The sequence below is a fragment of the Streptomyces sp. NPDC023481 genome, assembly GCF_055560195.1.
On record NZ_JBVHJE010000006.1, the window covers coordinates 56408 to 69714 of the forward strand.

11 protein-coding genes and 1 tRNA gene are annotated in these 13307 nt (G+C 71.6%); 4 read left to right on the forward strand and 8 right to left on the reverse strand.

All coding sequences use genetic code 11. The features are described from left to right. Positions 1–47: 47 nt before the first annotated feature. Positions 48–452, forward strand: a complete 405-nt coding sequence (locus ACZ3ZD_RS14460; protein ID WP_467396607.1) for a globin — start codon at positions 48–50, stop codon at positions 450–452. 85 nt (positions 453–537) lie between these two features. On the opposite strand, the gene ACZ3ZD_RS14465 is transcribed toward ACZ3ZD_RS14460, so the two are convergent. From ACZ3ZD_RS14465 to ACZ3ZD_RS14480, 4 genes are all read right to left on the reverse strand, one after another. Beyond that, the gene (locus ACZ3ZD_RS14465) at positions 538–1215 is read right to left on the reverse strand and encodes a DUF8185 domain-containing protein (protein WP_467396609.1); all 678 of its coding nucleotides are present in this window, start codon (positions 1213–1215) and stop codon (positions 538–540) included. Further along, positions 1212–1628 carry an acyl-CoA thioesterase gene (locus ACZ3ZD_RS14470; protein WP_467396611.1) on the reverse strand — a complete coding sequence of 139 codons (417 nt, stop codon included), beginning with the start codon at positions 1626–1628 and terminating at the stop codon, positions 1212–1214. The genes ACZ3ZD_RS14465 and ACZ3ZD_RS14470 overlap by 4 nt, the downstream gene beginning before the upstream one ends. Positions 1629–1634: 6 nt before the next feature. Continuing rightward, complete coding sequence (ettA, locus tag ACZ3ZD_RS14475; protein ID WP_467396613.1) at positions 1635–3299, reverse strand: energy-dependent translational throttle protein EttA; 1665 nt, start codon at positions 3297–3299, stop codon at positions 1635–1637. A gap of 432 nt (positions 3300–3731) precedes the next feature. Beyond that, complete coding sequence (locus ACZ3ZD_RS14480) at positions 3732–4007, reverse strand: hypothetical protein (protein ID WP_467396615.1); 276 nt, start codon at positions 4005–4007, stop codon at positions 3732–3734. A gap of 206 nt (positions 4008–4213) precedes the next feature. On the opposite strand from ACZ3ZD_RS14480, the gene ACZ3ZD_RS14485 reads away from it, so the two are divergent. Then, positions 4214–4705, forward strand: a complete 492-nt coding sequence (locus ACZ3ZD_RS14485) for an MSMEG_6728 family protein (protein WP_467396617.1) — start codon at positions 4214–4216, stop codon at positions 4703–4705. 35 nt (positions 4706–4740) lie between these two features. Here the strand turns inward: ACZ3ZD_RS14485 and ACZ3ZD_RS14490 are convergent, their stop codons facing one another. The 4 genes from ACZ3ZD_RS14490 to ACZ3ZD_RS14505 all read right to left on the reverse strand — a co-directional run bounded on the left by ACZ3ZD_RS14490 (position 4741) and on the right by ACZ3ZD_RS14505 (position 11227). After that, positions 4741–6105 (reverse strand): Cys-Gln thioester bond-forming surface protein, encoded by a 1365-nt coding sequence (locus ACZ3ZD_RS14490; protein WP_467397180.1) that lies wholly within the window; start codon positions 6103–6105, stop codon positions 4741–4743. A gap of 357 nt (positions 6106–6462) precedes the next feature. After that, complete coding sequence (locus ACZ3ZD_RS14495) at positions 6463–6942, reverse strand: single-stranded DNA-binding protein (protein ID WP_467396618.1); 480 nt, start codon at positions 6940–6942, stop codon at positions 6463–6465. Between the two features lie 304 nt (positions 6943–7246). Beyond that, positions 7247–9427, reverse strand: a complete 2181-nt coding sequence (locus ACZ3ZD_RS14500; protein ID WP_467397182.1) for a YfjP family GTPase — start codon at positions 9425–9427, stop codon at positions 7247–7249. A gap of 192 nt (positions 9428–9619) precedes the next feature. Then, a complete protein-coding gene (locus ACZ3ZD_RS14505; protein ID WP_467396619.1) occupies positions 9620–11227 on the reverse strand; it encodes a dynamin family protein in 1608 nt (535 codons plus the stop codon). 320 nt (positions 11228–11547) lie between these two features. Between ACZ3ZD_RS14505 and ACZ3ZD_RS14510 the strand changes: the two genes are divergently transcribed. Then, positions 11548–11623, forward strand: a tRNA-Arg gene (locus ACZ3ZD_RS14510). Positions 11624–12809: 1186 nt separating this feature from the next. Next, a complete protein-coding gene (locus ACZ3ZD_RS14515; protein WP_467397184.1) occupies positions 12810–12914 on the forward strand; it encodes a CPCC family cysteine-rich protein in 105 nt (34 codons plus the stop codon). Positions 12915–13307: the final 393 nt, after the last annotated feature.

Below are 13307 nucleotides of genomic sequence, written 5' to 3' on the forward strand. Positions count from 1 at the left end.
GTCCTACTCCATGGCTCGGGTCATCCCGTGTCTGAGACGATGGACGGGTGAATGAGATTCGGCGCGGCACGCTTCAGGAGCAGACCTTCTACGAGCAGGTCGGCGGGGAGGACACCTTCCGCCGGCTCGTCCACCGTTTCTACGAGGGAGTCGCCGAGGACCCGGTCCTGCGGCCGATGTACCCGGAGGAGGACCTGGGCCCGGCCGAGGAGCGGCTGGTGCTGTTCCTGATGCAGTACTGGGGCGGCCCGACGACGTACAGCGAGAACCGCGGCCACCCGCGGCTGCGGATGCGGCACGCGCCGTTCACCGTGGACCGGGCGGCGCACGACGCCTGGCTGCGGCACATGCGGACGGCGGTCGACGAGCTGGGCCTGTCCGAGGAGCACGAGCGGACGCTGTGGAACTACCTGACGTACGCCGCCGCGTCGATGGTGAACACCCCTGACTGATCGCCCCCGCTGATCCCCGGCTCCCCCGGGGCCGCCGCCCCCGGTCATCGCGCCTGGAGGAACCGGGCGGCGGTGCGGCGCAGCCTCAGCGCACGCTCAGCCCGAAGGACCCGAGCCCTGTCCGCCGTACCGCCACCGACCCGTACGGCGTACGCAGCCGCAGCCACGCCCCCGACGAGAACAGCCCGGTGTCACCCGGACCGGTGCCGGGCCGCAGGAAGCCCAGGGACTGCGCCGCGTGCACGGCGCGCACCGGCAGCCGGGTGCCCCTGATCTCCCGGGACCAGATGTCCCGCCCGATCCGGTCCAGCTCCGCGCGGGTACGGCCCTCCGGCGCCAGTTCCTCGGTGCGCGAGCGGAACTCGGCCACCGCGGCCGCGACCGTGGCGCGCAGCGCGTCCGGCGCGGGCAGCCCGGGCTCCTGCTGCCAGCCGGTCCGCGGCGGCAGCAGCCCGGCCCACGGCGGCCCGGTCACCGCGCCCGGCACGGCGGCGGTGGCCGCCCGCTCGTCCACGGACTCCAGGAGCTCGCCGGCGGAGACGGTCACGTCGAGGCTGACGCTCAGCCCGTCCTCGTACGGCTTGGCCAGGCGCACCGCGCGGACGGCCAGGATCTCGAAGGACGGCGGCCGGCCGAAGACGGCGAGAGCGGTGCCGGCCGCCTGCAGCCGCACCGCGGCCCCACGGTCGTAGTGGAGCAGCCGGGAGAGGAAGGCGGCGAGGCCCGCCGCCTCCGTCTCGTCGGCCAGGTGCAGCACCGTCATGCCGCGACGGCCTCCTCCTTCTCGGTCCCGTCCCGGTACTCCTCGAGGAACGCGCGCTCCTCGGCGGTGAGCCGGCGGGGCCGCTGGCCCTCGAAGTCGTACGGCACGACGACCGTCGAGGCCCGCACGTACACGAGATCCTCGTCCTTCACCTCGTAGGTGATGGTGAAGGACGCGGCCCGGATCTCGGTGACCCACAGCTCGATCTCCACCGGGTGGTGCCGGTGCACGAGCTGCCGTCTGTAGTCGATCTCGTGGCGCGCCACCACCGATCCCTGCTGGAAGTCCTTCTCCGGACGGAACAGGAAGTCGATACGGGCTTCCTCCAGGTAGCGGACGAAGACCGCGTTGTTGACATGGCCGTAGGCGTCCATGTCCGACCAGCGCAGCGGACAGCGGTAGAGGTGCCGCAAGATCGATCAGCCCCGGGTCAGCTTCTTGTAGGTGGCGCGGTGCGGACGCGCGGCGTCCGGACCGAGCCGCTCGATCTTGTTCTTCTCGTAGGACTCGAAGTTGCCCTCGAACCAGAACCACCGCGACTCGCCCTCGTAGGCGAGGATGTGCGTCGCCACGCGGTCGAGGAACCACCGGTCGTGGGAGACGACGACGGCGCAGCCGGGGAAGTCCAGCAGCGCGTTCTCCAGGCTGGAGAGCGTCTCGACGTCGAGGTCGTTGGTGGGCTCGTCGAGGAGGAGCAGGTTGCCGCCCTGCTTCAGGGTCAGCGCCAGGTTGAGCCGGTTGCGCTCACCGCCGGAGAGCACACCGGCCGGCTTCTGCTGGTCCGGGCCCTTGAAGCCGAAGGCGGACACGTACGCCCGGCTCGGCATCTCGACCTGGCCGACGTTGATGTAGTCGAGGCCGTCGGAGACGACCTCCCACAGCGTCTTCTTCGGGTCGATGTTCTCGCGGCTCTGGTCGACGTAGGAGATCTTGACGGTGTCGCCGACCTTGATGTCACCGGAGTCCGGGGTCTCCAGACCCTGGATCATCTTGAACAGCGTGGTCTTGCCGGCGCCGTTCGGGCCGATGACGCCGACGATGCCGTTGCGCGGCAGCGTGAACGACAGCCCGTCGACCAGCACCTTCTCGCCGAAGGACTTGGTCAGGTCGTTGATCTCGACCACGACGTTGCCCAGCCGCGGGCCCGGCGGGATCTGGATCTCCTCGAAGTCCAGCTTCCGCATCTTGTCCGCCTCGGCGGCCATCTCCTCGTACCGCGCGAGACGGGCCTTGGACTTGGCCTGCCGCCCCTTGGCGTTGGAGCGGACCCACTCCAGCTCTTCCTTGAGCCGCTTCTGCCGCTTGGCGTCCTTCTGGCCCTCGACCTTGAGGCGGGCGGCCTTGGTCTCCAGGTACTTGGAGTAGTTGCCCTCGTAGCCGTGGAGGCGGCCGCGGTCGACCTCGCAGATCCAGCCGGCCACGTTGTCCAGGAAGTACCGGTCGTGGGTGACGGCGACGACGGTGCCCGGGTACTTGGCCAGGTGCTGCTCCAGCCAGTTCACGGACTCGGCGTCGAGGTGGTTGGTGGGCTCGTCGAGCAGCAGCAGGTCGGGCTGCTGGAGCAGCAGCTTGCACAGCGCGACGCGGCGCCGCTCACCACCGGAGAGGTTGGTCACGGGCCAGTCGCCGGGCGGGCAGCCCAGGGCGTCCATGGCCTGCTCCAGCTGGGCGTCCAGGTCCCAGGCCTCGGCGTGGTCGAGCTCCTCCTGGAGCTTGCCCATCTCCTCCAGCAGCGCGTCCGAGTAGTCCGTCGCCATCAGCTCGGCGATCTCGTTGAACCGGTCGAGCTTGCCCTTGATCTCGGCGACACCCTCCTGGACGTTCTCCAGGACGGTCTTGTCCTCGGTCAGCGGCGGCTCCTGCAGCAGGATGCCGACGGTGTAGCCGGGCGACAGGAACGCGTCACCGTTCGACGGCTGCTCAAGGCCCGCCATGATCTTCAGCACGGTCGACTTACCGGCACCGTTCGGACCGACGACACCGATCTTCGCCCCCGGCAGGAAGCTCAGGGTGACGTCGTCGAGGATCACCTTGTCGCCGTGCGCTTTGCGCGCCTTGCGCATGGTGTAAATGAACTCAGCCAAGAGAAACCGTCCGGCAGCTTGAAATCTGGCAGTGGGCAGATACACCCCATCTTGCCGTACGGCCACCCCTGCACGGAAACGCGTCGGGGCGCACGCCCGTGACCTGCGACGTCACCCCACGCTTCGGTAGCCGGTCCGTCACGGGCGGTGCCCGCCGGGCCGCCTCGGCCGCCCGTGCCCGGAGCGCTGCCACGCCCCGCGGTCACGGACGGTGTCGAGGCGGCCGCGCGGGCGGACGGAGCGCCGCGAGACGGGCCTTCTCCGCCCCAGCCTCACAGAGCGATCTACGGCCGCCTCACGGAGCCCGATCTACGGCCGGCTCGGCTCTTCCACTGCCACATCTTCGAGATCTTCGAGATCTCGAAGATCTCCGAGCGGTCGGGAATACACCTGCCCTGGAACGCCCGACCGCACCGCAGTGATCTTCCCGTTTCAGCCGGCCACCCGGTGTTCCGGGAATTCATGGACACTGGCCGTCAGGGTGCCGTCCTGTTGCTCGTAATGGGACAGGGCGAGACCGAGACCGAAGAACGTGGGAGCCCACTCGCCCACGAAAAGGCCCCACCGGTCCGCGCGGTCGAGCCCGGTGCCGGGTTCCGCCTTCAGGCTGGTCGCCCAGGCGACGACGGTCAGGCCTATCGAGGTGAACGCGGCCATGTAGGCGTGCTCGCTGCGGACACCCATCTCGTGCATTTTCTTGACGATCATGTCTGCTCTCCCGGTGCGCATTACAGCAGTCACTGTTCTCGCTGGGTTGTTCTGCCTGGGTTCCCCACATTCCTGAGCCGCACCCCGGATCCGGGAAATCCGACGACATTTTTATTTGCCTATTCAACGTTGGTACGGCAGTCAGCGTGGCACCGCGCGGAGCACTCCCGTAATCTTGGACTTCCCCGGCCGACTGGGGGCGAGGCATGCAGACTTTCCTGCCCTATTCCGACTTCAGGTCCTCAGCGGAGGCCCTGGACCGTCGGCGACTCGGAAAACAGCGGGTCGAGGCGCTGCAGGTACTCCGCGGACTCGTCGTACCGGGGTACGGATGGCGCCACCACCCGGCGGTGCGCATGTGGGCGGGATACGAGGAGGCCCTGGTCCGCTACGGCCTCGAAGTGTGCGCGGTGTGGCGTGAACGCGGCCATCAGGACAGCTGTGCGGCCACCCTGGTCGCCGACCTCCTCGCGTTCCGGCCCGGTGCGTCGGTTCGCCGGCAGGGGCAGCTGGCGGCCGCCGGGGAACTGCCGCCGTGGCTCGGTGACGAGGCGTTCCACCGCAGCCACCGGTCAGCGCTGGTACGCAAGGACCCGGAGACCTACGCGCCGCTCTTCCCCGATGTGCCGGACGATCTGCCCTACACGTGGCCGACGTCGGACCGCGCGGGAGGCCGGCCGGGTGCCGCCCCGCCGTGACCGGTGCGGCGGCTCGGAGCCACGCCGGCCCCGCCTCACTCGCCGGCCGGGTTCTCCCTGCGGCGCAGGACGACCAGGACCGCGCCGCCGATGACCACGAAACCGATGGCCACGCCCGCTATCAGGGGGGTGACGGCGGAGCCGCCGGTCGCGGCCAGGTTGGTGTCGGGGACGGTGCTGCCGCCCACCGTGGCCGGGCTGGGGTCGTTGCGGAGCTGGGCCGTCTCCGTGGTGAGCGTGCCCTGGGTCCTGCAGTCCAGGACGCCGGTGAAGCGGTGGCTGAAGCCGTGCGGGCCGGTGATCGTGAAGTCGTAGGCCTGGTCCTCCTGGAGCGGCACGGTCACCGTGCGGGACGCGCCCGCGGGGATGGTGTGTCCGGCGCCCATCAGGGAGAAGGTGAACGGCGCGTCGCCCTTGTTGACCGCGGTGATGTCCACCCCGCCCTTGGCGCAGTTCTTTCGGGCCGAGACCGCCGGTATGGCGCCGTCGGCCGCCCAGCCGGCCGTGGCGGTCGCGGAGACCGTGGACTCGCTGGAGCCGGCCAGGATCTGGGTCTGGCTGCGGCTGTCGGAGGTGAAGGCCCGGCCCACCGGCACGGTGGTCGACGCCTGCACGGACAGCTCGGCCGATCCGTCCGCCGCGTCCTCGGGGACGTCGACGAACAGCTGACTGCCGTCCTTCGCCGAGGTGATCACCTTGCCGGTCCGGTCGATGATCCGCACTCCGCTGGTGGCGGCGTCCGCCGGCGGACTCACCGTGACCGCGCCCGCGTTGGTGTGCACGGTCACCGGCCCCAGCAGGTCGCCGGGGCGCCCGGAGACGGCGGGCGGATCCAGGGTGAGCGAGGCCTGCGGCTCGGCGACGCCCCGGGCGCTCTTCTCCAGGTAGTCGGCGAGCTTCTCGGCCCGCGGGTCGACGGCGTCGACCTTCGCGCCGTCGGAGTAGCGCCAGATGGCCACCTGGGTGCCGGCCGCCGCGTCCTGCTCGGTCAGCCCGCTCGTGCCCGCCCGCCTGGCGAGTGCGGCGAGGTCGTTGACCTGGGGGTAGGAGTTCTGCAGGATCCAGTTGATCCGGCCCGCGTCCGTGTTGGTGCCCAGCGAGGTGCCGCTCCAGGGCGTCTCCTGGTAACGGGCGTCCCGCTGGGTCGGGTTGTGCAGGTCGACGCAGTACGTCTGCAGGGTGCCGCCGCCGTCCACGGACATCTCGAACAGGCCCGCGGACACCCGCTGGTCGGCGTCGTTCCCGACCCCGTGGATCACGGCCTCGCCGTAGGTCTTCAGGCCGTTGATCGTGGCCGTCGCCCCGCCCTGTGTCTGCGCTCTCTCCTCGGCCACGGCCGTACCGGCGCCGGACAGCACGCCGGCCGCCACGAGGCCGGTCACCGTGGTGGCGGCGGCCAGGCGGGCCGTCCCGGTGGAGCGGCAGAACCCAGAGAACGCAGCAAGCACAGAATTCCCCTTCGAGCAGGACCCGTTGGACGTGGGGGACGGTCCCACCAGCAGAATCGGCAGCCCCTAGGGGCACGCCCGGCATCCTATGGATCAGCCGGAGCCTCTCCCGACGGTCGGATCATCCGATGGCCGATCCGATCCGCAATCGTTATCGCCGGGACCGTCCTTGAGCTGGCCATATCGACAAATCCACCGGTTCGTACGGTGTGTTGGGGCAGGCCGACGGCAGCCCGGCGGCCGTCCCGGCGGCCACCCAACGGCAGTCCCACGGCGTCCCGCTGACGTCACGTCACCGCCAGGACCACGTCACGTCACCGCCAGGACCTCACCCTCCGGTTGCGGCGCCCCGTCCTCCTCCCGCGGGTCCGCCGGGCGCGGTGTCTCCCAGTTCGGCTCGGGCCGGGCGGTCGTCGGCGGTGCCTCCGGTTTGACGGCGCGTTGGAAGGCCGCCGTACCGCGCGACAGGTCGTGGCCGATCGCGACCGCGTCGATGTCGGCGGAGGCCCACTGCTGCTGTCCGTCCCGCATCTCCGTGCGCACCTTCAGCCGGCCCTGGACGACGACCGGCTGGCCCACCTCCACGCACGCCGTCACGTTGACCGCGAGCTGCCGGTTGGCCCACACGGTGAAGAAGTTGGTGTGCCCGTCCGTCCACGCGCTCTTCTCCCGGTCCCAGTAGCGCGCGGTCACCGCCAGCCGGAATCGGGCCGACGGCCCCGCCGCCAGCTCGCGGTACGCCGGCGGGGTCGCCACGTTGCCCACCACACAGACCATGGTCTCGTTCATGTCCTCGCTCCCCTCCCCCGCCCGTCCTCTTCCGGCCGGGCGGGCACACGTACGGGCCCGTCCCGTACGGCTGCGTCTGCCGTGCCGCGCCTACGACCGCCGTACGCGCCGGCACGTTCCGCGACCGCCCGCACCGCCCGCCGCTTCCGCGCCCGGACCGCCGTGCGATCGCCGTGACCTCAGACTGCCTCCGCCGGGCCGAGCCCGCTGAGCCCTGTGGACCACCCCACGCCTGTGGAGAACTCCGCCACCCGGACGGGTGAGGCCTCGTCCGGACGCCCTCACCCGCCCCTCTGCCGCCCCCTCAGCCCACCCTGGACGCGGCCCGCACGATCCTGCCGTACTGCTCCCGCACCTCCCGGTACCGCAGCAGCTCCGACGCCACCGGATCGAGCACCCGGGCCCGGCCGCAGCTCGCCGCCGCCTCCCGCAGCCGCCGTTCCGCCTCCTGGCCGTAGCGCCGGGCGGGCCCCCGGGCCGCCATCCGGCAGGCCCACTCCACCAGCGGCCCGCCGACGATCCCGCACACCATCAGCAGCACCGGCACCCCCAGGTTGGGCGCCATCACCCCGGCGATCTGCCCCACCAGCCACGCGCCGCCCGCGATCTGCAGCAGGGTCATCGCGGCCTGGACCATTACGGCCACCGGCCACCAGCCCGGCCGCGGCGGGCGGCCCGGCGGCAGCCCCGCCCGTGCCGCCAGGTCGTCCAGTGCCTCGGACAGCCCCTGGGAGCCGCGTACCGCGGCCTCGCGCACCGCCTGCGCCCAGGGCGCGGGCAGCCCGGCCGACGCCCGGTCGGACACCGTACGGACCGCCTGTTCGACGCGCTGGCGGGCGGTGGCCTCCTCGTCGGCCTGCGCGCGTACGGCGTGACGGCCGGTCGTGGAGTCGCTCCGGCCCTGGTACCAGCGCCACAGCCGCAGCCAGGGCGTACCGCAGGCACGGTTGGCGTTGCGCAGCCAGGCGCGCTCGGCGGCCTCGCCCGCGGCGGTGGCGCCCACCGCGTCCGCGAGCCGCGCGGCGAAGTCCTCGCGCGCGTCCTCGCTCAGGCCGGCGCGTCGGCCGGTGGCGTAGACGGGCCGCAGTTCGGCCGCGGCGGCGTCCACGTCGGCCGCCACCCGGCGGGCCGCAGCGCCGCGCTCCGCCACGAACTGGCCGAGCATCTCGCGCAGTTCGCCGACGCCGTCGCCGGTGAGCGCGGACAGCGCGAGGACGGTGGCACCCGGTTCGCCGTGCTCGCCGAGCGCGATGCCGTCCTCGTCCAGCAGCCGCCGCAGATCGTCCAGGACCTGGTCGGCGGCATCCCCGGGCAGCCGGTCCACCTGGTTGAGGACGATGAACATGATCTCCGCGTGGCCGGCCATCGGCCGCAGGTAGCGCTCGTGCAGGACGGCGTCGGCGTACTTCTCCGGGTCGACGACCCAGATGACGGCGTCGACCAGCTTCAGGATCCGGTCGACCTGCTCGCGGTGCTGTACGGCGGCGGAGTCGTGGTCGGGCAGGTCGACCAGGACCAGCCCGCGCAACTGCCCCTCGACGTCCGGACTGTGCAGCGGGCGGCGGCGCAGCCGGCCCGGGATGCCCAGCCGGTCGATCAGGCCGGCCGCGCCGTCGCTCCAACTGCACGCGATGGGCGCTGCCGTGGTCGGCCGCCGTACCCCGGTCTCCGAGATGGGCACCCCGGCGAGCGAGTTGAACAGCTGGGACTTGCCGCTGCCGGTCGCGCCGGCGAGGGCGACGACGGTGTGCCGGCCGGAGAGCTTGCGGCGCGCGGCCGCCTCGTCCAGGACCCGGCCCGCCTCGGCGAGGGTGCCGCTGTCCAGACGGGTGCGGGACAGCCCGACGAGTTCCCGCAGGGCATCCAGGCGGGAGCGCAGCGGGCCGTCGTACGCCAGCGGGGCCGGGCTGTGGCCGCCCGCCCCGCGGTGCGCCGGCTCCCCGGTGGAGGCGCGGTCGGCGGCGAGGGCGGCGGCGTTGGCCTCGGTGACCCGCCGCGCGATGAGCCCGTCGTCCCAGGTCTCCGCGGAGGAGTCGGGCTCGGCGTCCGCCCTGGGGGGTACGGCGTCGGCCTTGGGGGGTACGGCGTCGGCGGCGGGGCGGGGCTGCGAGGGGTGCGCGTGCGGCCGGGGGACGGGGACACCGCCCTCCTCGGAGCGGTGCCCGCGCGCGGGACGCTCGTTCTCGTCCCGCACGCGCGCGGGTTCGTCCCTCAGGCGCGCGGGTTCGTCCCTCAGGCGCGCGGGGCGAGTGTGGTCGTCGCGGGAGGGGCGCGCGTTGTCGTCCTGGCCGCCGTTGCCGTCCTGGGCGTCCTGGTCGTCCCTGTCGCCCTTCACGCGCGCGGGACGGCCGTCGTCGTCCCCCTCGTCGTTCTTGACGTCCACGCGCGCGGGGGACCCGCCGGCCGCGTCCATGCCGCTGTCTCCGCCCGCCGCACTCGACGCGCCCCCGGCGCCCTCCCCCCGCTCCTGCTCCTGCTCCTGCATCGGTCTGCCGGAAGCCTCGCGGCCGGGGCCGTCGTCCTTCCCCAGGCTCGGGCGCGCCTCCGTGAAGCCGCCCGCGCGCTGAACGCCGTCCACGGCACCGGAACCGGCGTGACCGGCGTGACCGGAAGGACCGGCGTGACGGGCGTGCTCGGTGTGATCCGTGTGGTCCTGGTCAGTGACGGCGGTCACCGGTCACCTCTCCTTCTGCAGTACGGACAGCGCGGCGATGAGTTCGGCCTGGGGCTCGGGATGGACGTCGAGGGCGTCCAGCGGAGCGAGACGCCGCTCGCGTTCGGCGTTCATGACACGGTCCACGTGCTCGACGAGCAGCCGCCCGGCCCGGTCGCGCAGCCGCAGTACGCCGTGGGCGCCGAGCCGTTCGGCGAGACCCTCGCCCGCGGTACGGGCCCTGCGGCCGCCCAGTACGGCCGTGGCGACCAGGGCGGCGACCACCTCGGGGTCGGGGCCGCCGGTGCGTTCCAGGACCCGTACCTCGTCCTCGGCGTACTCCTCCAGCTCACGCCGCCAGCGCCGGGCCGCGAGCCCGATACGGTGCTCGGCCCGCTCCAGGGACGCCTCGCGGCCGGCGAGTTCCGGGGCGTCGGCGGCGGGTTCGCGCCGCCAGGCGTCGTCGACGCGCTCGTCGGCGGCCGTGACCGCGCACAGCAGGAGCGCGGCCAGGCTCTCCACGAGGGCGTCCAGGAGCTCGCCGGCGGTGCAGTCCAGGGGGAAGGCACGCCACCGCTTGAGGGCGTCCCCGGCGAGTACCGCGCCGGCCTGGAGGCGGGCCCGTACGCGCGCGTGCTCCTTGTCGTAGGCGGACTCCACGGCGGAGGTGAGCCGGAGGGCCGCCGCGTACTGGGCGGCGGCGGCGCCTGCCAGCTCGGGCATGCGGGACTTGAGCGAGTCGAGGACGCCGTGGGCCGTACGGGCCATGGCGTGCTGCCGGGCGGCGGGATCCTGGGCGTGCTGGACGAGCCAGCTCTTCAGGGGCGCGACGGCGGTGGCGGGCAGCAGCCCGGCGCCCCAGGCGGACTCGGGCAGTTCGGGCACGGTGAAGCGGGGTACGTCGCCGAGCCCGGCCTTGGTGAGCAGGGCGCCGTACTGCCGGGAGACCTCGGAGACGACCTGGTGGGGCACCCGGTCCAGGACGGTGATGAGGGTCGCGTCGTACTCCTTGGCGGTGCGCAGCAGGTGCCAGGGGACGGCGTCGGCGTAGCGGGCGGCCGTGGTCACCATGATCCAGATGTCGGCGGCGCAGATCAGTTCCGCGGCGAGGACACGGTTGTCGGCGATCAGCGAGTCGATGTCAGGGGCGTCGAGGAGGGCGAGCCCGCGCGGGAGGGAGTCGGCGGTCTCGACGCGCAGCACGCGCGCGGGCTCGTCCTCGGAGATCACGAGTTCGTCGGCGGGGTCCTGTTGGGGCACCCACACGCGCGCGAGCTGGGGCAGCACGCGCATGCCGCTGAACCAGTGATGATCCTCCGGATGGCAGACCAGCACCGGCGTCCGGGTGGTCGGGCGCAGCACGCCGGCCTCGCTCACGCGCCGGCCGACGAGGGAGTTGACGAGCGTCGACTTGCCCGCGCCGGTGGAGCCGCCGACGACGGCCAGCAGCGGCGCCTCCGGCTCGCGTAGCCGGGGTACGAGGTAGTCGTCGAGCTGCGCGAGGAGTTCGTCGCGGTTGGCACGCGCGCGTGGCGCCCCCGCGAGGGGCAGCGGAAAGCGTGCGGCGGCGACACGGTCGCGCAGAGCGGAGAGTGTGTCGAGCAGCTGAGGCCGTACGTCCAAGGTCACCACATGCGAAGAATGCCCAATTTTAGGGGAATTCTGAAGCATATGGACATGTCTGCGCGCCGACGGAACAGAAAGGGCGGAAGGGATGACCGGGACATGGGCACAGGCCAGGCATAACGAGTGCACAACACCCGGTGCGTCGGACGCCAAAAGCGGTGCGCGATTCGTACCTGCCTGCGATTATCAGGACCGCTTCACTGAACCTCCACATCGAGCCACGGAGGCGAAGCGACAGGGTCAGGGAACCGGGAGCCCTATCCTTGACCCCGGCAACGTCACGGATCAGCCCGCCCCAGGGCACCGCACACGAGGCCACCCCACCGGCCCCCGTAGCTCAGTGGATAGAGCAGGCGCCTTCTAAGCGCTTGGCCGCAGGTTCGAGTCCTGCCGGGGGCGCCAGTTTCCGCCCTCCCGCTCGGGAGGGCTTTTCGCAGGTCAGAGTGGATGTCGGCGGGTACGACGAAGCCCCGGACGCCCTCTTGATGATCAAGGGCAGACTCCGGGGCTGTCCGGCTGTCACCGGGTTTTCGCGGGTGGCCGTGTCGAATACGTGTCGAGTTCCCGACCGGTCGAAGATCAGCCGGCGCCTGCCCTCTGGGGCGGGACTGCCTTCCGCGCGCTGCGCCAGGCCCGACGGACGACGGAACCGGCGAGGATGCCACCGGACTCACCCTGCAAGAGCAGATCACCCGGCCGGAGCTGTTCGTCCGCGATGTGCTGCCGCAGGATGCGGGTCAGGGCTGGATGCCCCAGCACCGTGCGTGTCTCACCTGCCTTCTGCCTGAGAAATCGCGCCGTCCCTGTATAGGGGTGAGGTGAAGCCCCCCGACCTGCCCTCCCCACATCGGGTCGATCATCCCATTGGTGCAGTCAACTGACTTGGCTTAAGCAGGCTGCGAAGGAAGCCGAGTAGCCCGCGGTCGTGCCACGGGCCGGGGGGTGAAGCGGCTGCTCCGGGTGGCTGCCTGCGGTCGCTGGAGACGCGACGTGGAACCAGCCTGGTCACAGGTTGACCAGCCTGTTCGAAGGGAACCTCGCATGCTCCGCAAGCTTGCAGCCGCCGCCGCTGTGGCCACCGCCCTCGTCGCGGTAACCCCCACCGTGGCGTCAGCCGCGCCTGGCCCGACGTCCAACACCAATGGCGCGCCCCTGATCAATGCGCAAGACCTCCAGAACAACAACGTTGGGGTGTGCGCAAACAACGTCAACGTGCTCGGCGTCCAAGTGCCAGTTCTGGCTGCGGGGGTCAACGTAATTGGCGGGTTGCTGAGCGCGGTTTTGCCTACTGCGGGTGGTAACGCGTCTCCCAGCTTGTGTGCACCGTAGAACTCCACCATCTGATCAGCCGTGCACGGGATGCGCGGCCGTCGGTGGTCGCGCATCCCGTGCGAATGGCTCGTGCTCGCGTCGTCGTCTGCCCGGTCGCGGAGGGCGGCGGGCGCCGCGTGCGCGTCGACGGCGAGGCCACGGCATCGCCCACAGCCAAGTCGTCCTGATGGAGTTTCTGCGACGCGCCGGGCTTTGGGGAGGATGACGGGCAGGACGATCACGATGCTGACCGAGTGCGAGGCGGCCCAACGGCCGGCTGAGCCTTACGGAAGCACGAAGGAACTTCCGCGCTCTGGGCGCTTGCGATGAGCGATGTACCCAGTTCGTACGTGCCCCTGCCGAACGAACACCCACGGTCTGACATCACCAGCTGACATCAACGTCATTGGGCGACGGCAGACCCCGGCAACCGGAACTGGACTACGGACCGCCCGTGAACGAGCCAGGGCCGTGCGTACGGTTGAGAGATCGAACTGCTAAAGCGGTGCTCATCCGCCAGCCGGCTCAGGGCAAGGGAGAGAAACCGGCGGACTGGTCGAGGTGAAACGGCGAGCCCGCCAGAGTGGGGAACCAGCCCTCTCGTAGGGCGGATGCAATGGCATTGGCGACATCGGAAGGTAGTACCGAGTTGCCCGGGACTCCGAGCCAGTTGCTGAGGTGAGGCTGGTTCGTGGTGACGACGAGAGTTGTCCCGGGACAATCCGCATGCTCCACGACGTAAGTGCACGGCGACCAGCAGAGAGCCTGGCTGTAG

Excerpts from the sequence above, each read along its gene's own strand:
- ACZ3ZD_RS14500 (WP_467397182.1), bottom strand. The coding sequence starts at position 9,427 with ATGCAGGAGCAGGAGCAGGAGCGGGGGGAGGGCGCCGGGGGCGCGTCG.
- ACZ3ZD_RS14465 (WP_467396609.1), bottom strand. The coding sequence starts at position 1,215 with ATGACGGTGCTGCACCTGGCCGACGAGACGGAGGCGGCGGGCCTCGCC.
- ACZ3ZD_RS14495 (WP_467396618.1), bottom strand. The coding sequence starts at position 6,942 with ATGAACGAGACCATGGTCTGTGTGGTGGGCAACGTGGCGACCCCGCCG.
- ACZ3ZD_RS14480 (WP_467396615.1), bottom strand. The coding sequence starts at position 4,007 with ATGATCGTCAAGAAAATGCACGAGATGGGTGTCCGCAGCGAGCACGCC.
- ACZ3ZD_RS14485 (WP_467396617.1), top strand. The coding sequence starts at position 4,214 with ATGCAGACTTTCCTGCCCTATTCCGACTTCAGGTCCTCAGCGGAGGCC.